Origin of the sequence: Chryseobacterium sp. MA9, from assembly GCF_024399315.1 — a bacterium.
Taxonomy (GTDB): domain Bacteria; phylum Bacteroidota; class Bacteroidia; order Flavobacteriales; family Weeksellaceae; genus Chryseobacterium.
In genome coordinates this window covers 4,538,797-4,561,173 of record NZ_CP075170.1, presented here as the reverse complement: position 1 = coordinate 4,561,173, position 22,377 = coordinate 4,538,797, and the positions used below count along the sequence as shown (strand labels likewise).

The window sequence follows — 22,377 nt, the reverse complement described above, 5'->3', positions numbered from 1 at the left end:
TAAAAAATGGTTGAACACCAGTAACATCTTAGTTACTGTTTTTATGAATCTGAAAGAAATGATATCCTACATGTCTGTATTTTGGGTTTTGAAAGAACAAAGATACTCATTTTCCGCAATATGCATTTTTATAAATTATCAGGATATATATCATCTCTTTTTTCTTCTGCTTCTCAAACACAGAACATTTATTCTCTTTCAAAGAATTCATTTGTTGAGGCTATAGCTTTCTATGTCGTTCAATGACTTATACTTATTCTGATTTAAACAGCCTTCATCATGATACACCATTCTGTCATCCCTAAACCTTCAAACTTTCAAACTAATAAAAACAGGAAAGTATTTTAATCAAAAATCCGTAACTTTGCCAACTACTAAAAATTTTATGGAAAGCATTAAAGTTCACGACAAAACTTTCGTTCCTTATTTAAAGGATGCCGAAATTCAGGAAATTGTAAAAGAGACAGCGTTAAGAATTTATGAAGATTACAAGGATGAGGTGCCTGTTTTCATAGGCGTTTTAAATGGGGTGGTGATGTTCTTCTCAGATCTTTTAAAATATTACCCGGGGGAATGCGAAATTGCCTTCATTCAAATGAGTTCTTATGTAGGAACTGAATCTACAGGAATTGTTTATCAGAAAATGGAACTTACTAAAGATGTAAGAGACCGTCACATCATTCTTGTAGAAGATATCGTAGATACAGGAAATACTGTTGAAAGTCTTTTCAAATATTTCAAAGAAACACAACGCCCTAAATCTGTAAAACTGGCTAGTTTCTTACTGAAACCAGAGATCTACAAGAAAGATTTTAAACTGGATTATATCGGTAAGGAAATTCCAAATAAATTTGTACTTGGATACGGACTTGATTATGATGAATTGGGAAGAAACCTACCTAATTTATATCAATTGGAAGACGGACAAATCAACCATTAATTATTGTCATTAGCTACTGGCTATTGGCTGTTAGCTTTAAAACTTAATCGAAATAAAAGTAAAATATTAACTTAAAAAAGCTAAAAGCCAACAGTGTATTACTAACGGCTGGAAGCGTATCAACATTATGATAAACATTGTTCTGTTCGGCCCTCCAGGAAGTGGAAAAGGAACACAAGCTCAGAATCTAATCGAAAAATTCAATTTAAAACAGGTTTCAACAGGTGATCTTTTCAGATACAATATGAAAAATGATACTGAACTTGGAAAACTGGCTAAGTCATACATCGATAAGGGAGAATTGGTTCCGGATCAGGTAACAACAGATATGCTGATCGATGAGATCAAAAAACCTACTGATACCAATGGTTTTATTTTTGACGGATACCCAAGAACGACTGCTCAGACAGAAGCTTTGGAAACCATTGTTAAAGAAGTACTGAATGACGATATTGACATCTGTCTTTCATTGGTAGTAGAGGACAAAATTTTGGTTGAAAGACTTCTGAAAAGAGGTGAAACCAGCGGAAGATCAGACGACAGCAATGTAGAGATCATCGAAAACAGAATTAAAGAATATTATACTAAAACAGCAGAAGTTGCCGAGCTTTATAAGCAGCAGGGTAAATATGTAGAGGTAAACGGTGTTGGAGAAATTGATGAGATTTCCCAAAAACTTTTCGCTGAAGTAGAGAAAATTAAATAATCGGGATACGGGTGCGGGATAGGAAATTTCGTCCCGTAGCCTGCAACTCGCAACACAAACTATATGTCTAACTTTGTAGATTACGTAAAGATCCATTGTAAAAGCGGACACGGAGGTGCTGGTTCTGCCCACCTTCGCCGTGAAAAGTATATCCCTAAAGGTGGTCCTGACGGTGGCGACGGAGGTCGTGGCGGACACGTCATCATGAGAGGAAATGCTAATGAATGGACTTTGCTTCCACTCCGATACACCCGTCACATAAAAGCTGAACGAGGTGAAAACGGAGCGAAAAACCAGCTGACAGGAGCTGACGGTTCTGATATTTATATCGATGTTCCCATTGGAACTATCGCTAAAAATGAAGAAGGTGAAATTATCGGAGAAATCCTTGATGACAAGCAGGAAATAATTTTGATGCAGGGCGGAAAAGGCGGAAAAGGAAACGAACATTTCAAATCCTCTACCAATCAGACTCCAAGATATGCTCAACCCGGAATGGATGGTGAAGAAGGCTATGTGGTCTTCGAGCTTAAAATTTTGGCCGATGTAGGACTTGTTGGATTTCCAAATGCTGGAAAATCTACACTTTTAGCATCTGTTTCTGCAGCAAAACCAAAAATTGCCAATTACGCTTTTACAACCCTGACTCCTAACCTTGGAATTGTAGATTACAGAAACTACAAGTCTTTTGTAATGGCTGATATTCCCGGGATTATTGAAGGAGCTGCGGAAGGAAAAGGATTAGGACACAGATTCCTGAGACATATTGAAAGAAACTCTATCCTGTTATTTTTAATTCCTGCTGATTCTGAAGATCACTTCCAGGAGTTTAAGATTCTGGAAAATGAGCTGAAGGAATATAATCCTGAACTTTTGGATAAGGATTTTATTATTTCTGTTTCAAAGTCTGACCTTTTGGATGATGAACTGAAAAAGGAAATTGCAGCAGAATTTCCTGAAAACAAGCAGCCTTTATTCTTCTCAGGGGTTACCGGAGAAGGCCTTATGGAGCTTAAAGATGCCATCTGGAAACAATTGCACGGATAGAAAAACACGGATTCATCAGTTTTATTTTAAAATGGAACTGCAACATAAAAAAACAGCCTCAGAGAAAACCTGAGGCTGTTTTTCTTTATGGTATTTTTCAATAAAATATTTTAAACCATTAAGAAAGATTTAAGAAATAAAGTATAGTTAAGATGAATCATCATGATTCTTAAGTATATAGTGAAGCTTATCTTCATATTACAATCTTAATGGTTCAGAAAAATACAGGTTAAGTAAAAATATAAGAAGATATTCTCTTTGGAATAATTATTGAAAGACCATCTGAAATTTTAAACTATGAAATATTTGCTAGCCATTTGTGCATTTGTGTTTTTAACATCTTGTACAACTTCTCAGAAAATAAATTCCAAATATTCTGCTATTGAATATGAGGCTACTCCCTGTTTCGGATTCTGTCCTGTTTTTAAAATGACAATCAGCCCGGATAGAACAGCGGTTTTTGAAGCGGAACATTTTAATTTTAATGATAAGCCTTCAAAAGATGAGTTTTCCAAGCCCCGTGAAGGAACTTTCAAAGGAACAATCAAGGAAGAAGATTACAATAAATTAATCAGTTTGCTTGATGGGCTCAATGTAAAAAGCTTAAATGACAAATATGGTGAACAAAATATTACCGATCTTCCAACCTCCTATTTAAGAATCAAATTCGCTGACGGAACTTCAAAAAACATTGAAGATTATGGAAAAAACGGAAGTAAAAAGCTTTCGGAAGTGTATCAGTTTTTTGAAAGCTTAAGAAAGAGCCAGCAATGGAATAAAGTGAAATAGTTTCACTAAAAAAATATTATATTTGCAACAGTAATTCCTTCGTTTGGAGGAATTATTTTTTTGTAAAACTATTAACCATTTAAAATAAATATGAAGAAGAACATTTTTTTCATTGCAGTATTTGCTTTCTCAGCAATATTTAATGCACAAGAAAATACAAAAGACCTAGCATCTATGAGCTTTGGTGTAAAAGGAGGATATTCCTTATCCAATATGAAGTTTTTTGAGACTGGGCTGGATTCAAAATCCTATTTTTATGCAGGTATCACAGCAGAACAGCCTTTATCTTCTAAATTTGGTTTGCAAGCCGAATTACTGTACACTCAATTGGGTGGTAAAGATGCTTATCCTTGGTACCAATTGGTAGGCAATGAAGTGGTAAGCATGGGGGAAATAAACTTTGATTACAAATTCAATCAGATACAGGTTCCTATTTCAGTAAAATATTATATTGTTCCAGAGCTTTCTGCTTCTGTAGGGATGAACTTAGGATTTAACATATCATCCAAAGTAAAAATGAATACTGTTTTTGGAGAGACTGAAACCCACAATTACGAATCTTTAAAAACCTTGAATTTATTTCCATTCCTGGGTGCAGAATATAAGATTAATCAAAAGTTTTTTGTTGATGCCAGATACAATTTCAATTTTATAGAAATGAATAAAAACAATTCAGTTCCTATTAAAATTGGATTTCTGCAGGCGGGTGTAGGATATAGATTTAAATAAAAAATAGATTTAACATTGATAAAATGACTGCTCAAATCTGGGTGGTCATTTTTATTTTACATAATTAGAAATATCTTTACAAAGACATAAAACGCTAAAATAATATCTTAATTTTTTTTAAACTACCTTTGCAGAATGTAATTCTTTCAGACTGAAGGAATTTTTATTTAAAATTTTAAAATAATTCATTTGAATTTTACAGACTTAAACTTAATAGAGCCTATTGCAAAAGCAATTCAGGAGCAGGGATATACGACTCCTACTCCTATCCAGGAAAGATCGATTCCTGATATATTAGACGGTAGAGACTTTTTAGGCTGCGCGCAGACAGGAACTGGTAAAACAGCTGCTTTTTCTATTCCTATTCTACAGAATTTATCCAAAAATAAAATTCCCAATAAACATATAAAAGCATTAATCCTTACGCCAACCAGAGAGCTGGCTATTCAGATTGAGGAAAACATTAATGCTTACGGTAAATATCTTCCATTAAAACAACTTGTTATTTTCGGAGGGGTAAAACAAGGAAATCAGGAAGCTGCTTTGAGAAAAGGAATTGATATTCTGGTAGCAACACCAGGAAGACTTCTTGACTTTATTGCCCAAGGCATCATCAGTTTAAAAAATCTTGAAATCTTTGTTCTTGATGAGGCAGACAGAATGCTGGATATGGGATTTGTACATGATGTAAAAAGAATCATTAAACTTTTACCTCAAAGAAGACAGACTTTATTTTTCTCAGCAACAATGCCGGGGGAAATTCAGAAACTGGCTAATTCTATCCTTAATAATCCTGTAAAAGTAGAGGTTACTCCCGTTTCTTCTACAGCAGATACGATCAAACAATCCGTTTATTTTGTTGAAAAGGATAATAAACTGAATTTATTAACTCACATTCTTGAAAATGATATTTCAGATTCAGTACTGGTATTTTCAAGAACAAAGCATGGTGCGGATAAGATTTCAAGAAAACTTCAAAAAGACAATATCTCTGCTGAAGCCATTCATGGTAACAAATCTCAGAATGCGAGACAAAATGCTTTGAATAACTTTAAATCCGGAAAAACAAGAGTTCTTGTCGCTACGGATATTGCAGCAAGAGGAATTGATATTGACGAATTGAAATTTGTGATCAATTTTGAGCTTTCCGATGTTTCTGAAACGTATGTACACAGAATCGGAAGAACAGGAAGAGCCGGAGCTGAAGGTAATTCTATCTCTTTTGTAGACGGACTCGATCTTTTGAATCTAAAGAATACTGAAAAATTGATTGGGAAGAAAATTCCTGTGATCAAAGACCATCCTTTCCATACTGATGATTTGGTTGCTCAGAAAAGGGATTCTAATAATAAGCCTATGCATGCGGGTGGTGAGAAACCTAAAACAGGCAACAATAATAATTCAAGGCCGAATAATAACCGTAAAAAGCCTTCTGCGGGAGCTTCAGTAGGGTTTAAAAAACCTAAGAACAAAAATTTCACAAGAAAGAAATAAAAAACAAACCCCTTTTCAACATTGGAAAGGGGTTTTTATTTATCTTAAAATTACAATTTTACTACTTAAAAAGATTCTTTGCATTCTCTGTCGTGATGCGGTCTATCTCAGAGAAATCTTTCCCATAGATATCTACCAATTTACCGGCTACCAGATCAAGATAGGAGCTTTCATTTCTTTTCCCTCTGTGGGGGACCGGAGCCAGATAAGGAGAGTCTGTTTCCAGAACAATTTTATCCAGTGGAATTTCGCTCAGAAACTGGTCTATTTTCCCATTCTTGAAGGTCACTACTCCACCAATTCCTAAAATGAAATTAAGGTCAATAGCATGCTGTGCCTGTTCCAGGTTTCCTGAAAAACAATGGAAAATTCCTCTCAGCTTCGGATGTTTTTTTCTTTCTAACACTTCAAATGTCTCATCAAAGCTTTCTCTTGTATGAATTACAATCGGAAGATCCTTTTCTATTGCCCAGTCAATCTGCTGTTCAAAGGCTTTCACCTGGATATCCAGCGTTGTTTTATCCCAATACAGATCAATCCCTATCTCTCCTATTGCAGGAAAATGTCTCTGTTCGAGATAATTTTTCACAATTTCAAGTTCTTTTTCCCAAGATTCAGGTTTTACGTAGCAAGGGTGTAATCCCATCATTGAAAAAATCTGTCCCGGATATTCTGTTTCCAGCTGCAGCATCTTCTCATGTGATTCAGAATCGATGGCAGGAAGATAGAATTCTGTAATTCCTTTATCTAAAGCTCTCTGAATAGCTTCTTTTCTGTCTTCATCAAATTCTTCTGCGTATAGATGTGTATGTGTATCAATCATTTTATTTAAAATTTCAATAGATCTTCGTAAGGATTTTCAAGTCCAAGCAACATTCCGAAAGCCGGCTCTGTTTTTATCCCCTGTTTTTTAAGTTCTATTATTTTTTGTTTAAATTCTTCTCCTTTTTCCTGTAATATTTTGTATTCGGCAACCATATGAAGGTATGCATTCTGCTCTATTGTGGGCTTATTCTGTCCGAAAATTTCGATGGGAAACCCATCCAGTACAAAATTTAATGTAATACATTTTTCGCCGTTTACAATGGGATATTCAACGTCCACATCGTAAGGAATAAACCTGCTAAACATTAAATCGTCCAAAAAGTCTTGTTCAAATCTTAAATCCATCTCAAAAATAATATCCAGATCACTTCCTTCTATATCAATTTCAATAGGAACTGTTCCTGCTAAAATGGGTGAATAGTCTTTTAATTTCTCAAAAATACGATGCTTTGCAAGAACTTCATAAGCTTTTTTCTGTCTTTCATTCCCGCTTTTCAGGTAGTCAATTTTTGTAAAATCGAGCATTTAAAATATTTTATGTTTTACCTTTTTACGCTGCACTTCAATTCTTTGATCTAATTTTTCTCTGAATTCTATAAACTTTGGATCTTTCTTATCACTGGTCTTATGCTCCAGAGCCTTGATAATTTTAAAATTTTCTTTGATAAAATTCTGGGTCTCTACTGAAAAATAGGCATTTCCAAATTTCTCAAAAATATAATTAACCGCCTGTGTGCTGGGATGAATCATGTCTTCTTTATAAAAACGGTAATCCCGGAGGTCATCCATCAAAATCTCATAGACCGGCAGATAATGACAGTTTTCAAACATCGAAATAGACTCATGGATAGCTGTAATTAATTTGGATTTACTTAACTGATTTTCTACCATTCCATCTTTAGTATGTCTTACTGGTGAAACGGTAAACAGGATTTGTACTCCTTCTTTACAAATATCTTTAAGGTCCAGAATCGTCTGGTAAATCGAACTCGTCAGCTCCTGATGGGAAAGCAGTCTTTTTTCAAAAAACTTTTGTGGAATTTTGTGACAGTTGGCCACCAGTTTGTTCTTGGGAAGAAACTCATAAATAAATGAAGAACCATAGGTAATAATGATCCAGTCCGCTTCCTGAAGGAAGGCATTTCCGGCTTCAATACCTCCATTTATTTTATCTAAGGTCTGATGAATATACCGGGTATCAAAACTGGTATGGTGATCCAGAGAAATATATTCTTCATTATAAGTAATCAGCTCCTCTTCTTCATAAAACGCAGAATCATGTAACCTATTGATAGCGTTATTAATTGAAAAAGGGTTAAATATCGTTCCAAAGGGATTGTTAAGGGTTTGAAGTTGTCCGTCTTGGAGTAAATCCGTCATTTCAGAGGCAAAACATGAGCCTATTGAAAATATTTTATCTTCAATTTCAATCTTCTTATCTGAGGCAGGAATATCAACTTCTGTTCTGAATTTCATTGTATAGGGGTTAGGTTGCAGAAAATAGGTTGCAGGTAAATTGCTGCTACCTGCCACCTACCCTCTGCTACCTATATTAACTTTCTCTTCTCAACAAATAATTTGCCAGTTCGATAAAAGGTTTTTTCTTTTCTTCAGGAACGTCTATTTTCTGAAGATAGCTTTGTCCGATTTCATTATGTTTTTCAATCAGACGTAAAGCTTTCTCATCTACTTTTGTTCTTCTGAATATCTTTTCTACGCCATAAACTTTATCAACGTTTTCTGTCTTTTTAGAGTACCAGTAATCCAGTTCTTTTCTTTCTTCATCAGTAGCATGTTCTCTTGCTAACAAATACAGAACGGTTTTCTTGTTTTCGTAAATATCTCCGGCATGTTTTTTCCCAAACTGTGCCTGATCACCGAACACATCAAGATAATCATCCATAATCTGGAATGCGATTCCGATATGTTTTCCGAAATTGAAAATAGCCTTGGCATCTTTAAAATCAGCTCTTGCAATTAAAGCTCCAATTTCAAATGACGAAGCACTCAAAACCCCTGTTTTATAAGTAATCATTCTGATGTAGTCATCAAAAGTAACGTCTTCCTGAGTTTCAAAGTTGATATCATACTGCTGTCCTTCACACAGCAGAAGCCCGGTGTGGGTAAATATTCTGATACAAGCTTTGAAGATTTCAGGTTCAAGATCTTCAAAAAACTTATATGCTTTCAGCATCAGTCCGTCTCCAGAAAGAATTCCTACATTAAGCCCATGTAGCGTATGAATGGTTGGTTTATTTCTTCTTAGAGGAGCTTCATCCATAATATCATCATGAATCAGCGTGAAATTATGGAAAAACTCGATAGCCAATGCCGGCTTAATTGCCTGCTTAAGATCTCCGCCGAACATCTCACAAGCCATCAGCACCATAATAGGACGAAGACGCTTTCCACCATGGGAAATAATATAATTCATCGGATCATACAGCTCCGAAGGTTTATCTTTAAAAGTATATTTAGTGATGGCGTCCGCAACAATCTGCTGGTATCTGTCTAAAAATTCCATAAAATCTTTTAATTTGAACAAAAATACGATTTTTCGGGGCTTTATAAAACAAAAAAACTCATCGTTTCGTCAGAATTTTTAATGTAATAGATTTAATAGAATATTCATTATAAAAGCCCCCTTATGATGATCATAAGGGGGCTTGGTTTTGAGAATAAATCCCAATATTGACTATTTATGGTTTAAAAAAATAAGTAGTCAAGTCAAAAGTGTCAGATGAAATATTTTTGTTGAAATATTTTTCTTTTACCTCTGAAGAGTTTCTATATTTTTCTATTTGCTCTCCAAAATATATAATTTTGGGTCTTACCGTAAATTTTTTCTTTTTCTTGAAGACTAAACTATTATTAAAATCCGAAACATTATAGATGATTTCTTTTTTCTCAAGAGGTTTAATCTCAACTACATTCTGGGTAATATATTCTGAAGCAGAGAGATCCTGATCTATTCCGTACATTTTTTCTCTTTGCCTCATAGGTACAATATTAGAGTAATAATTATAGTTTTTCGGATACTCAAAACAAATCGCTAATCTTGCAAAATTACCAGGTGACGGCCATCTGTTTTTATAATCACAAGAGTATACTAAAGCTCTATCATCTGCTATCAGCTTAATCGTTTCAGTGTGGCTGGTATTTTTAATACTCACTAAAATTTTTGACAAATTTAATTGTTTTGCATTAATACTTAAAGATTGAGCAAATAGCAAATTACTCATTAATAATAAACATAATGTTCTCATTATTTCTTTTTATGATATAAATGTTTGTAATCTTTGTATACACTTGTTGTATCACCAAGACTAAAAATAAATTTAAATGCTCTGCCTTCAGACCAATCGGTTAAACTGCCTGTTATTGTTTCAGCATCTTTATAAGTATTCACTGTCTTAATATATTGTGTTTTATATGCCTGTGATCTCATATCAGCTACATGGTAATATTCATGCAATATACTTTTCCCTAAATTTACCCAGCTAGAAAAAGAACCTTTAAACAAAGTTATTACTATTTTTCCTGATATTTCAACACTCAATACTTTACCTTTTACTCCTTTAGTAGTAAAAACTGTTTTTTCTCCCCATCGTGTATCGGCCGCAAAGTCATCATTTGGATTGCCCGTGTTTTCTAAGTCTAACTTAATATCACTGATAGGAACAGCTTTTACTGCTGCTAACATGGCTTTGGTAAACAATTTTTTAACTTTTCCATATGCTTCTTGCACACATTCCATATTCTCGGCCGGTTTCCCATCAGGATCCTCAAAAGCTTTTCTGATTAAATTATTTTCTTCAATCTTATGGGCAAGGAAATTAAATCCTGTTACAATTAGCCCTTGTCCGGCTCCCATCCAGAAGTTTCCACCTCCAAGTACAGAACCTACACCACCACTTATAGCTCCATTAAATAATGCAAAGCCATCACTTCTCAAGATGTTATTTGACCCTACATGATTTGTTGCCATTTCCAATAAATCAGAAGAAGCACTGGAGAATGCACCACTTAATGCTCCGCTCCAGAAGTTTCCTCCTTGTACATAAGATAAGAGCCCTTGTGTTAAAGCGTGAGCTCCTGCTCTGGCCAGAATAGTTCCGGTGGGTCCCAAGGTATTAATTACTGATGCAATTTTAAATACGTCTCCTATCTGCCCGGCAAACCCGGCACTTGCATATGACATGGCCAAGCTACCGGCAAAACGCATTGGATCAAAAGGAGTCTGGGTATAATACATAGTAAAAAACTCTGAAACTATAGCCACTACTGCCGGTACCCACCAAATAAATTCTCCACTCGGATCATTGTACAACAGCGGATTATTCATTACATATCCATACTTATTGTAATTTTGGGTATTATATGGATCCTGAATATTTTCATCGGCATTTAAAAATCTTCTTAATAATGGATCATATAATCTGCCATTCATATGGATGATTCCTACTTCTGCAAAATATTCATGGCTGGTATACCCACGGTCTATCAGTAGAGAAGAATTGTCAATACTATTCTTATCTGTAATAATCGGGCCGTTACCTATTTGCAAATGAGTGAAATTACCCCATGCATCAAAATGTCTCTGCTCTAATTTATTTCCTGCTTCATTGCTTATTGCCAAAATACTTCCTAAATGATCTTTATGCAGAAACTTATAAGATCCAACACTTTCTGTGTAATCTTTTAGAAATACAATATTGCTTTCATATGGTGTTCCTCCAATATACAGAATATGTTTTTCTTTTCCTGTAGCATTATTTTTCAATATTTCATAACTCCCGTCTTCACTATAATATTTTGTAAACTTACCTTCCCCATCAGGGTTAAAATTACCTCCATAAGTAGCTCTTTGTCTCATGTCTGTCAGCCCATACTGAAAAGCCACGTCTCCTTTCATTCCATCAATAAATACAGGGTCATTGTTTTCATTATAAACAATACTTTGAATCAAATCATTGTTATAATTTTGTGTTCCTGCTGCATTAAGGGTCATTCCGGTAGACTGATAAACCTTTGAAGAGTTTTCAAATTTAATCTTACCTATCTGGTCATTTTCTACAATTCTACCTTTAACATCATATACGTTCCTGTTTGATGTAGGCTTTATACCCGTAACAGGATTTGTCCAATTGACCAATCTGTTATTGCTATCATAATCAAAGGACTCCACAATATTAAAATCACCACCTGTAGTTCTGCTTTTTAATTCATTCTTAATAGCATCAAAAGAATAAGAAAGCTGTAAGATACTTGGCTTAGTTTGTGAAGAGTGATTAGTATTACTTAAAAAACCGTTTGTATCATAAGTATTTGTTATCTCTGCAGCCCCCAATTTAGCTTTTAGAATCTGGCCTTTGGCATTCGTTTCATTAAGTTCAGATAATATTTTCCCGGAATTTTTATCTTTTATTTGATACAATTCTCCATTCCATGTACTGTAGACATTTTCTATTTGTACTTTGGTCAAAACACCAGAAGAATACAGTTGCTTTTCATAGGAAATCACTCTTGCTTTATCGTCGTATGTAATTCCTTTCTGAATAAAATATTTCCCATTGCTACTTTCTGAAGATGATACTATTCTTCCCTGAGGATCATAAGAAATAGCAGAGCTATAAGGCAGTCCGTTAGAAGTTCCTGATTTTGAGGTCAACCTTCCTTTGCTGTCATAGATAAAAGATATTGTCTTATCTGTTGCTTTACCTGCGTCAACTACTGAAAGTTCTTTATTTAAAATAAGTTGTCCTAAATTGTTATACGTATATTCTTTAATTCCTTTAGGGCTTATGATCTTTTTCGGTTGTCCAAATCCATCATATTCATATTTGTAAGTTCCGTTAGAAGGGTCGTTAAATTCTGATTTTCTTCCCCATCCATCATACTTGGTTGTTACAATATTTTCTCCATACTGAGCTTTTATCTGTTCACCTGCAGCGTTATAAACAAATTGTATTGTTCCTCCTTTATCCGTACTTGAAATTACATTTCCTAAAGCATCAGAAATCTTAGAAGTAGTTCTCTGATATCCATTTAGTTCTTTTATTGTGGTTGTAAATCCTGAAACAAGCGTTTCTGTTTGTTTTCCGTTGGATGCAGTAGCCGTGGCTTTAGCAGGAAACACTGAATCATCATAAACAATAGCATTCCATAAACCGGATCCCTGTCCCTCAAAATAAGGATCAGATTCCATTGTTTTTCGTCCTAATACATCATACTGAGTTTCCTGAGACACATATTGCCCCTGGCCAAAAGCTTTCGTGGATATCTTATACTCTTGCCCCAGTTTATTGGTGTATTTTTTTGAAATACCTCCATCAGGGTTGTATTCAGTATTAATAATATTAGAATTATCATCCCTTTCATATTGATAAGTTGTTATTCCTCCTAAATTATTCTTAGAAGTCAATAGTTTCCCCCACTTATCATATGTATTGTCTATAGTGTTTCCAAAAGGATCTGTTTGAGTTAAAACCTGTCCCCAATTATTATATTCAATTTGGGTAATCAACCCAAGATTATCTGTTTTTTTATTTACAAATCTCCCTTGTGGTTCATAACCTGTTTTAGTAGTTTGTGCTTGTGAATCGGTACTGTTTGTAATAGTCTTTTCAGTAACATTCCCAAAGCTGTCATAACTATAGGTTTCAAGTAAGTAAGCGGTATTATCCCTATTCCAAGTTTTTAAAGTTTTTAATAAATTACTGTCATAGGTATACTCCTCTTTACTGGATTTGCTATCACCATATGCCTGGGTCACATTATCCTTTAATTTTGGGCGTCCTATATAATAATTTGTACCAACTCCAGACGGATTATGGTAATAATCAAATGTAGAAGTGGTTATTGCTAATCCATTATTAACATTAGAAATACTTTGTTTTGGAAGATAATAATCTCCATAAGTCACATTTCCGGTTATCACTGTTCCGGTTAAGAAATCCTTAGATTTTGTATTACTAGGAACAATGGCTGTGATTACTTTAGCCTTATTCCCATCAGCTACTGCTGCTGTTACAACCTGCCCATTCAGAAGTTTGTCAATTTTATAATCATATTGTTTAAATGACAATAGCTGTGTATTATTCTCAGAAATGTCTGCCGGGAAAATTTTATTTTCATCGTATGTTCTGATAGACCAATCTTTATAAGGCAGTCCTTCATTTAAAGGAGTCATTTCTGAACCAGTCCAGATTTTTGTATTTTCAAAACCATTGGCAAAAAATGTTGATTGGGCTGTTTGTCTAAAGCCAATCATTCCCTTACCATTTAAATGACCAATTAAATCTCTGTATCTGAATTCCTGTTTTCTTTGATCCTGAATCAATTTAGAAACCACATAATAATTAAGGTTTTCTCTAACATTGATATAAGGGTAATTTACGGGATTGGTATCCAGATAAGATTTGTAAATATTTCCTTCGTTGATCAGGGGAGAATATTCTATATCTGTTTTGATACCTCCTTGTGTAATGGACTTTATTCTTGCCATCTTATCCAACTTACCTCCTAAATCCCATGTGATAAGTTTCGTTTTATGGATAATAGCAAAATCAGTATTGAGCTGTGAAAGTCGGAAGCTTCCTATGAGTGGAAAATAATGTTCTCCATAATTAGAATAGTTAATATCTTCATCGTTCTTATCTCCCCATGCTGTTTCTTCCTTAGAAGCAAGGTTGTATGCAGTGGTAAAGATTGGTTTTCCGGTACTGTCAGCTCCATCATTTCTGAAATAAACAAATCCGTAGCTTGAATCCGGGTTATTAATTGCCCATTCTCTGAACCAAACTTCAGACTGAAAGTGAAGGAAATCACTTTTCCCATCTTTATTCAGATCAGGTGTAAAGTAATTTCTTAGTGTTTTTCTTCGTTTAGTAGGTGCTCCTGTATGTTCGGGTTTATAGAGAGTCAGATTTGAATAATAATATTCTATAACTCCATTACCGGTAGAAATAAACATTTTCCAATCTGCAGAATCTTCCGCTACCGGAGACATCACATCCGTTTTTCCATCACCATTAAAATCTCCAAGTAAAGCCACTCCTCTTACTGAAATCTGTGCCGGTGATTGTACTTTCAGCTCAAATTCCTTTGTAGCATTATTTAAGGAATATACCTTGGTTCCACTAAGAAGGCTGATCAGATCTGTTTTTCCGTCACCATCGAAATCCCCAATTGGAACGGGCTTATAATACCATTGATCGGTAAATAAATATGGTCCTATATATTTACTGTAATCACTTAAAGGCAGATTTACTCTTTTCAGAGTTCCTGACAGCGGATCAAAATAAAAATCAAAAACTTCATTTCCAATAACTTCAGCTCCCTGAAGCTCGGGATATCCGTTCCAGTCCTGTCCCCATATTTCCTCCTGTACCATTTTTAAGGTAGAAATAATAAACTCCGATATTCCATCGCCATTAAAATCTCCTTCCAGGAATTTTAAAGTAGAAGTACTTGCCACTAATGGATTAGATTGGCCATATATAGGAGTGTATCCTACAGTACTACCAAAATTGTATGGGGAGAAATCTAGCTCTTTAGAGGTAATCTCTTCAAAGTTGGTTCCATTAAAATCATAAATCTTAAGTCTGGTTTTTCCATCCGGTTCATTATCAGATAAAGTATACAAAACATCTTTTGGGCTAAACTTGCCGTTCTTCAAAAAAGATCCTTTTGATACAGGCGTTCCTGCATACTGTACAGTGAAAAATGTTGAATTTCCATCAAGCCTGCTAAGCATTAATGTATTCTTTTTTACAAAATCTAATTTTCCATCACCATTAAAATCTCCGGAAATAACACCATCTCCATAAATTTCATCAAATCTAGAATTCTGATTAAACATATTTGATGACTGAGGTGATGATTCATTTTCAAAAGTTATAGGATTTGCCGGCTCATTATTAGCGTTATATTCTGTTATTTTATTAACAAATTTATACTTAGTATCATTATTAACATAGTCAATAACATATCTCTTAAACTGACTTCCGTTTGAATTGACTATAACTTCTGATAAAATTTTACTTTGTGTATGTCTCAATCCCTGTACATAGGATTCTTCTACTAAACCTCTGTCATTATAAGTGAACTCAATTAAGTTAAAATGAGGTTTATTTAGCGTTTCATTTCCTCCCCATGCTATTGTGGATATCCGTACAACATTCTTAGAGCTTCTGAATCCTCCGGTGTCAGAGTCAGATTCATAACTATAGCTAATGTAGTTCCCTTGTGCATCTTTCCATTTTACAATATTGTATTCTAAGGGAGTTGTTACTACAACACTTCCTCTAAATCCTCCTTCATTTTTACCATACCACGCTTGTGAGCCATCCTCAAAAGTAACTTCAAAATGTGCAGGACCTGCATCTTGCCCATTGATACCGTAGGTACCAACAGATTTTATTTTAATATTAGAATACTTCTCAGTAACATATTCTGCTCCATCCTTGCCATATTCACCAGACTTAAGAATCAATCTTTGTCCATTGAAACTAAAATAATCTGAATAATCTAACTGAATTCCTTTAGGTTCGCCATCCTTATCAATATTTTTTCCAATTCTTGAAATAGAAGTCATTCCTGATAAGTTCCAGCTGTATCCGGCAATACCGTTTCCTGATCCACTGGCATAGACAAGATTAATTTGTGGAGCTACACTCTTTATACCTGGAGGAAGAGCTATAGGTAAAGTAAATTGGAGCTGACCTCCACCTGCTACTTCAATATTTCCTTTTGTGTCATGGAAACTTTTACCTGCAGGAGCTGAAGTTCCATTGGGATTATTAGCCCCCGCATTTGAATTTGTTGGTCCTCCACCAGGATTCTCCACTGCAGGACCTATTTTTGCAAGAAAAGGGTTTGAAACATCTGATTTCGCAAAAAATCCTTGTGTCATGACCACCGTTTGCGGATCCTGAACCGTCCGTGAAGTGGATTCTGGCTGGTAGAGTATGGTCTGTGCAAATCCCCATACTGAACACAAGGATAATATCAATGATGAAAATAATTTCATTGTTGTATTAGTTTTTTATAAATAGTAATTGATGAATGATAATCAACAAGTAAAATCATGTTGAATAAAGACAAAGAAGAATATTAAATCTTTCAATCCTTTAATCCTTAAATCTCTTGTCTCCTATCTCTTAGTTATGTTTCTACCAAAGACTCTTCCGTCTTTCAAAGTGAAACGAAGAATATAAACTCCCCAGTCATATCCGGTCATATTAATCTTCATCTGACGATTTAACCCAGGAATATTCTGTTGCTGGAATTTCCAATGAACTGTACTATGCTGATATAGTGAAACAGATTCGATCAAGCCGTCTACTTCCTCAGTCCAGTCAATAGTAAGGTAGTCATTCACCGGAATAGGGTAAAGTTTGATCTGCTTCCAGAATGCTTTTTCATCAATGGCAGGAGGTTGTTGGGTAGCAGCAATCTCTTTTGCTTCTTCTAGTTTGATTTCTTTTGGAACAAGTTCCTGAGTATTTTTTCCTGCTGCATTTGTTCCTCTGTATCGTTGATTTCCGGCTTCATCATACTTGAAGTAGACTTCAGTTTGTGAAAACCCCATAAAACCAATCAGTAGAGAAGCTGCAGAAAGTAGTTTTCTTTTCATCAATATTTATTTTTTTGCAGAAAGAAGTTGTTGTACCTGAGCTTTCAATTCTTTGATCTCTTCAGACTGGGATTTTAGCTGTTTGTTCTGTTCTATAGAATAAAGGGTTAATTCCTCTATTTTTTCCAAAAGCTTAGCGTCCATTTCCCCTAAGTTAATACCCTCTTTTTCTACTTCTTTTGCAGAAGGGATATTAGGTAAATGTCCTTTTTCTGAAATGTGCTTTTCTACATCTTCCAGTGAACGAAGTTTGTAGCCTTTCTTGAATACATAATCTGCCCAGCCGTTAGTTGCAGGGTTTTCAACTTTTATCTGTTCTGCTTTAATTCCTTTGCTTACATAAAAAATAAAATTCGAATCATTATCATATTGATCCGTTCCAACAGTTACCTTTCCCGTATTGAAAAGCACCATTAAGCTTTTATGTACAGCATCAGAAAACCGGACTCTTGAAATTCCTGATGAATTTGGAGTACTTGTATCCGAATTGGGATCAATAACATTATCATTATCCATATGGATATTCAGATTATGTCCGCCTAATAATCTCATCACACCATCGTTGGGTTTCGCCCATCCTGAATAACAACTGTTACAAGGAGATAATGCCAACTGCAAGTTTCCAGTTCCCGGAGCTCCACTTCCGATATTGATACTCTGACCATCGAGTTTAAAAATCTGCTGATTGTTCTGCTTAAAAACGATTGGATTATTATCCGTCGTTCCGATAAAGTTGTTTGAAGGATTGGTTCCGGCATTTCCGATAATGTTCCAGCTTTGTGCAAAAATACTGGAAGTCGCAATAGTAAAAACGAATAGTAAAGTACGTTTCATTGAATAGTGTTTAAATTTATTTATTCCGGCTGCAAATTTAGCACTTTTTCGCTGAAAACACCTTTTAGTGTCTTATAATTAAAATTATATAATAAATACATTTCCAATGAGAGGAAATTTATCATACATAAAGCCTCAAAAGGATTTTTCGGGGCTTTATAAAACAAAAAACTTTGCCCAAACGGACAAAGTTTATATAATTGTATGATTTGTTTTTTAGAAAAGGAAGGTTACCACAAGATAGGTAATTCCTGCTACTATTGCAGAGATTGGGATGGTAAGAACCCAAGCCCAAAGTAAGCTTACTGTGATTCCCCATCTTACCGCTGAAATTCTTTTCGTTAATCCTACCCCGATGATAGAACCTGTAATCGTATGTGTAGTAGATACAGGAATCCCGAAGTGGTCTGTAATGAATAAAGTAATAGCACCCGCAGTTTCTGCACTTACTCCTTCTAATGAAGTTACTTTAGTAATCTTAGTACCCATTGTCTTAATGATTTTCCAACCACCACTCATTGTACCTAAAGCAATGGCAATAAATGATACTAAGGGAACCCAGATGTAATGCTGTGCAAAATAATCAAAACGTCCCGCAGAAGGAATATTCAAATACTGTGCATCCTGAAGCATATTAACGTGATAATAAATTACCGCCGCTCCAATGATACCCATTACTTTCTGAGCATCATTCAAACCGTGTCCTAAACTAAACAGTGCTGATGAAGCCAACTGCAATCTTTTGAAAGATTTGTCTGCTTTGTGTGGATTTGATTTTTTATAAAGATGTACAATAATCAATGTGATAATGATGGAGATAATCATTCCTATAATAGGTGCCATGAAAATGAACAGGAAGATAGGAATTACTTTATCAAACTTTACCACACCCTGATGCGTTACCTGGCTGAAAGCTTCTTTAACGGTGCCCCAAATTCCAAGTTCTGGCTGTGCTGCTGCCACATCATGATAATCCATCATGAAAGCATGCATAAGAGCCGCTCCAAGGAAACCTCCGATCAGCGTATGTGATGATGATGAAGGGATTCCGAACCACCATGTAAGCAGGTTCCAGGCAATAGCTGCCACAAGACCGGAAAATATAACTTCTAAGGTGATAAAATTCTCGTTAACTGTTTTGGCAATTGTATTACCAATTTTGAATTCTCCAATAATGTAAGCAGCAATAAAGAAGGCTGCAAAGTTCCAAAGCGCTGCCCAAAGTACAGCCTGGAATGGAGTTAAAACTTTTGTAGAAACAATAGTCGCAATTGAGTTGGCTGCATCATGAAAACCATTGATATAATCGAAGATCAGGGCCAACGCAATAATAACTACAAGTAAAATCGGAAATTCCATTTTTTGCTATGTATTAGGCGTATTTAATCATGATGTTCTCGATTGTATTGGCAACATCTTCTGCTTTATCCGTTACAATTTCAAGGTAGTTCAATACAGATGAAACTTTAATAATGTTGATCGCATCATTGGTTTCAAATAAGTCTACCATTGAATTGGAAAGCAAATCGTCAGCAATATTCTCAATAGAGTTCACCTTAATACAAGCTTCTTTCACCTGTTCCATGTTTTTAAACCCTTTAAGGTTTTTCATTGCATTCTGAATTTCAAGACATGCTTTGTGGATCAATAAAGAGAAGTCTGAATAAGCCTTCATCTCAGGTGATTTGTAAAGGAAAATATATTTTGTGGAAGCGTAGATATAATCAGCGATATCATCAAGTCCTGTTGCCAATGTGTGGATATCCTCACGGTCAAAAGGTGTAATGAAGTTTTTCCCTAATTCTACGAAAATTTCGTGAGTAAGTTCATCATTCTTGTGTTCGAAGTCACTCATTTTCTTCAGCATAGAATCATCATTAAGATCGAAATCTTTGATTCCTGTGTTGAAATCTTCTGACATTGCAACTAGATTTTCAGTTACTTTTTCGAAAAGTACAAAGAAGATTTTATCTTTTGGTTGAAAAGCGTGGAAAATATTACCAATTCCCATTTTTTAGTATTTATAATTCGTGTGCAAATTTCCTAAAAAAGGATTGCACGTGAAACTATATGACATTAAGTTTTGTTAACATTCGCTTAACTACTGATTATCAAATAAAAAAACCGGCATTAAAGCCGGTTTTATATAGTAATTGATGAGATTTAGTTTGCAACTTCAGCTCTCATATCTTTTCCTTTGAACTTCATAGATTGAATATTGCTCAAGACGTTGTCTTTAAACGATTTTTCAACTTCGAAGAAAGAGAATTTCTCTAAGATTTCGATATCTCCGATTTCAGCTCTTTTCTTAGATTTACCATCAGCAGTAGCCTTATTGATAATATCCAAAACATCAAGCTTCTTCAAGTGGTCTTTTTTTCCAAGATTAAAGAAGAATCTTACCATACTCTCATCTCTTCTTCTTGGCTTTCCACCACGGTCTCTATCTCTTCCGCGATCTCTGTCTCTGCTGTCTCTGTTATCTCTATCACGGCCTCTATCTCTGTCTCTATCACGGCCACGGTCTCTTCTTGAGTAATCATCATCTCTGCTGCTCAATTTCTGCTCAACAAGATCGTGTTTGTCTTTGTAATATAAAGCAAGATCCTTCAATTGGAACTGTAGCAGCTGGTGCACCAATTCTTCTTTTGTAAATTTGCTTAGATCCGGAATTAAGCTATCATCGAATTCGAAAAGATCCTCGTGCTCCGTCAATAATTTTTCGAATACACCTCCTACCTGAGCTTTGATAATATCATCACCAGTAGGAATGAATTTTTCGTTGATTTCAATTTTTGTTGAAGATTTGATTTGTTTCAGTTTTCTGCTTTCTTCAGGCTTTATCAAAGCCATAGAAATACCATCTTTTCCAGCTCTACCTGTTCTTCCGCTTCTGTGAACGAATACTTCAGGATCATCTGGTAAAGAGAAGTGAATAACGTGAGTAAGAGAGTTTACATCCAATCCTCTTGCTGCAACGTCTGTAGCTACAAGAATATCAATGTTCTTCAATCTGAATTTCTTCATTACCGTATCTCTCTGTGCCTGAGAAAGATCTCCATGAAGAGCATCAGCTGCATACCCGTTCTGCATCAGGAAATCTGCTACCTCCTGTGTTTCCATTCTCGTTCTACAGAAGATAATGGAGTACTGATTAGGGTTAGCATCGATCAGTCTCTTCAACGCTTCTTTTTTCTGGCGGTACCCTACTACATAGTATTCGTGAGTAATGTTCTTCTTCACTTCGTTGATAGAACCTACTGAAATACGGTGTGGTTTTGTAAGGTAATTTTTGGAAATTCTTTCCACCTCTTTATTCATCGTTGCAGAGAATAAGAAAGTTTGTTTAGTTTCCGGAGTTTCGCTTAGAATGGTTTCCAATTCGTCTTTGAATCCCATAGAAAGCATTTCATCGGCTTCATCTAATACCAACCAATGAATAGCAGAAAAGTCAAGTGCTTTTCTGTTGATAAGATCAATTACTCTTCCCGGAGTTCCCACAATAATCTGTGGTTTATCCTTCAAAGATCTCATCTGATCTACAATACTACTTCCACCATAAACTGCAGTAGTTTTGATGTCTTTCATGTACTTAGAGTAATTCTTTATGTCCTTCGAAATCTGAAGACATAATTCCCGTGTCGGACAAAGCACCAATAATTGGATTTTGCGACTCGTATCGTCAATCATATCCAAAATCGGAAGCGAAAACGCTGCTGTCTTGCCTGTCCCTGTTTGCGCAAGTGCGATCAAGTCGCGAATATCTGAAAGAATAAAAGGGATAGTCTGTTTTTGGATTTCTGTTGGGCTTTCGTAGCCCAGTTCGCCAATTGCCTTAAGGATATCAGGACTTAAATTGGTTTCCGTAAATAAATTCATTAACTATTTTAAAATTTTTGCAAAGATACAATAAATATTTGACTTGTTTTTGAATAAAGTTTTAAATATACAAACTTAAATTCAGAATCTTTTAATATATCTTGAATTTTTTGAAAATTAAATGTAAAAAAACAAGCCTTAGATTAAAAACTTGTTAAACATTATTTTTTTTTATTAAATTGGATTGATTTTTTCGGTGATATTTATGAATTTTCAAAAATAAAACCATAGAACGCAAATTTTTCTTTTTGATATTCTTATGCATAGCTTGGAAATATTTCCCTATGCTCCCAATTATCCGGCTGTCTGAACTCTGAAAAATTGTATTGAATACGCAAAGGGGAATAATATTTCCTTTTATTCTTTAAGGCTTTCAAAAAAACTCAGTCCAACAGGATCTGCTTCAGATAAAAGAAGCCCAAATTTAACCACAACTATTCCAAAAGAAATGTTTTATTTTAGACCGTGCCGTAACGGGATTCTTTTTCAGGTATT

General features: G+C 35.0%; 17 protein-coding genes. 6 read left to right on the top strand and 11 right to left on the bottom strand.

Going from position 1 to position 22,377, the window contains the following annotated elements:
- Nucleotides 1-385: 385 nt before the first annotated feature.
- The 6 genes from KIK00_RS20910 to KIK00_RS20885 all read left to right on the top strand — a co-directional run bounded on the left by KIK00_RS20910 (nucleotide 386) and on the right by KIK00_RS20885 (nucleotide 5,705).
- Nucleotides 386-940: a phosphoribosyltransferase gene (locus KIK00_RS20910; RefSeq protein ID WP_047374145.1), complete on the top strand. Its 555-nt coding sequence runs from the start codon at nucleotides 386-388 to the stop codon at nucleotides 938-940.
- Nucleotides 941-1,067: 127 nt separating this feature from the next.
- Nucleotides 1,068-1,646, top strand: coding sequence for an adenylate kinase (locus KIK00_RS20905; RefSeq protein ID WP_047374143.1), 579 nt, complete (start codon nucleotides 1,068-1,070; stop codon nucleotides 1,644-1,646).
- Nucleotides 1,647-1,709: 63 nt separating this feature from the next.
- Nucleotides 1,710-2,693, top strand: coding sequence for a GTPase ObgE (obgE, locus tag KIK00_RS20900; RefSeq protein ID WP_255814201.1), 984 nt, complete (start codon nucleotides 1,710-1,712; stop codon nucleotides 2,691-2,693).
- Between the two features lie 297 nt (nucleotides 2,694-2,990).
- A complete protein-coding gene (locus tag KIK00_RS20895) occupies nucleotides 2,991-3,482 on the top strand; it encodes a DUF6438 domain-containing protein (RefSeq protein ID WP_255814200.1) in 492 nt (163 codons plus the stop codon).
- 90 nt (nucleotides 3,483-3,572) lie between these two features.
- A complete protein-coding gene (locus tag KIK00_RS20890; RefSeq protein ID WP_255814199.1) occupies nucleotides 3,573-4,211 on the top strand; it encodes a porin family protein in 639 nt (212 codons plus the stop codon).
- 189 nt (nucleotides 4,212-4,400) lie between these two features.
- Nucleotides 4,401-5,705, top strand: coding sequence for a DEAD/DEAH box helicase (locus KIK00_RS20885; RefSeq protein ID WP_255814197.1), 1,305 nt, complete (start codon nucleotides 4,401-4,403; stop codon nucleotides 5,703-5,705).
- Nucleotides 5,706-5,766: 61 nt separating this feature from the next.
- Here the strand turns inward: KIK00_RS20885 and KIK00_RS20880 are convergent, their stop codons facing one another.
- From KIK00_RS20880 to KIK00_RS20830, 11 genes are all read right to left on the bottom strand, one after another.
- Nucleotides 5,767-6,528: a TatD family hydrolase gene (locus KIK00_RS20880; protein WP_255814196.1), complete on the bottom strand. Its 762-nt coding sequence runs from the start codon at nucleotides 6,526-6,528 to the stop codon at nucleotides 5,767-5,769.
- 5 nt (nucleotides 6,529-6,533) lie between these two features.
- On the bottom strand, nucleotides 6,534-7,055 hold the full coding sequence (locus tag KIK00_RS20875) for a DUF4269 domain-containing protein (protein ID WP_255814195.1): 522 nt from the start codon (nucleotides 7,053-7,055) through the stop codon (nucleotides 6,534-6,536).
- Nucleotides 7,056-8,006 carry a GSCFA domain-containing protein gene (locus tag KIK00_RS20870; protein WP_255814194.1) on the bottom strand — a complete coding sequence of 317 codons (951 nt, stop codon included), beginning with the start codon at nucleotides 8,004-8,006 and terminating at the stop codon, nucleotides 7,056-7,058.
- 76 nt (nucleotides 8,007-8,082) lie between these two features.
- Nucleotides 8,083-9,054: a polyprenyl synthetase family protein gene (locus tag KIK00_RS20865; protein ID WP_255814193.1), complete on the bottom strand. Its 972-nt coding sequence runs from the start codon at nucleotides 9,052-9,054 to the stop codon at nucleotides 8,083-8,085.
- Between the two features lie 175 nt (nucleotides 9,055-9,229).
- On the bottom strand, nucleotides 9,230-9,718 hold the full coding sequence (locus KIK00_RS20860; RefSeq protein WP_255814192.1) for a hypothetical protein: 489 nt from the start codon (nucleotides 9,716-9,718) through the stop codon (nucleotides 9,230-9,232).
- 77 nt (nucleotides 9,719-9,795) lie between these two features.
- Nucleotides 9,796-16,563: an FG-GAP-like repeat-containing protein gene (locus KIK00_RS20855; protein ID WP_255814191.1), complete on the bottom strand. Its 6,768-nt coding sequence runs from the start codon at nucleotides 16,561-16,563 to the stop codon at nucleotides 9,796-9,798.
- A gap of 123 nt (nucleotides 16,564-16,686) precedes the next feature.
- Nucleotides 16,687-17,169 carry a hypothetical protein gene (locus KIK00_RS20850; protein ID WP_255814190.1) on the bottom strand — a complete coding sequence of 161 codons (483 nt, stop codon included), beginning with the start codon at nucleotides 17,167-17,169 and terminating at the stop codon, nucleotides 16,687-16,689.
- Between the two features lie 6 nt (nucleotides 17,170-17,175).
- Nucleotides 17,176-18,003 (bottom strand): cell wall anchor protein, encoded by an 828-nt coding sequence (locus tag KIK00_RS20845; RefSeq protein ID WP_255814189.1) that lies wholly within the window; start codon nucleotides 18,001-18,003, stop codon nucleotides 17,176-17,178.
- A gap of 216 nt (nucleotides 18,004-18,219) precedes the next feature.
- Entirely contained in the window at nucleotides 18,220-19,362 is a 1,143-nt protein-coding gene (locus KIK00_RS20840; RefSeq protein WP_255814188.1) for an inorganic phosphate transporter, read from the bottom strand.
- 13 nt (nucleotides 19,363-19,375) lie between these two features.
- Complete coding sequence (locus tag KIK00_RS20835) at nucleotides 19,376-20,014, bottom strand: DUF47 domain-containing protein (RefSeq protein WP_047374124.1); 639 nt, start codon at nucleotides 20,012-20,014, stop codon at nucleotides 19,376-19,378.
- Between the two features lie 152 nt (nucleotides 20,015-20,166).
- Nucleotides 20,167-21,882 carry a DEAD/DEAH box helicase gene (locus tag KIK00_RS20830; protein WP_255814187.1) on the bottom strand — a complete coding sequence of 572 codons (1,716 nt, stop codon included), beginning with the start codon at nucleotides 21,880-21,882 and terminating at the stop codon, nucleotides 20,167-20,169.
- Between the last annotated feature and the right edge of the window lie 495 nt (nucleotides 21,883-22,377).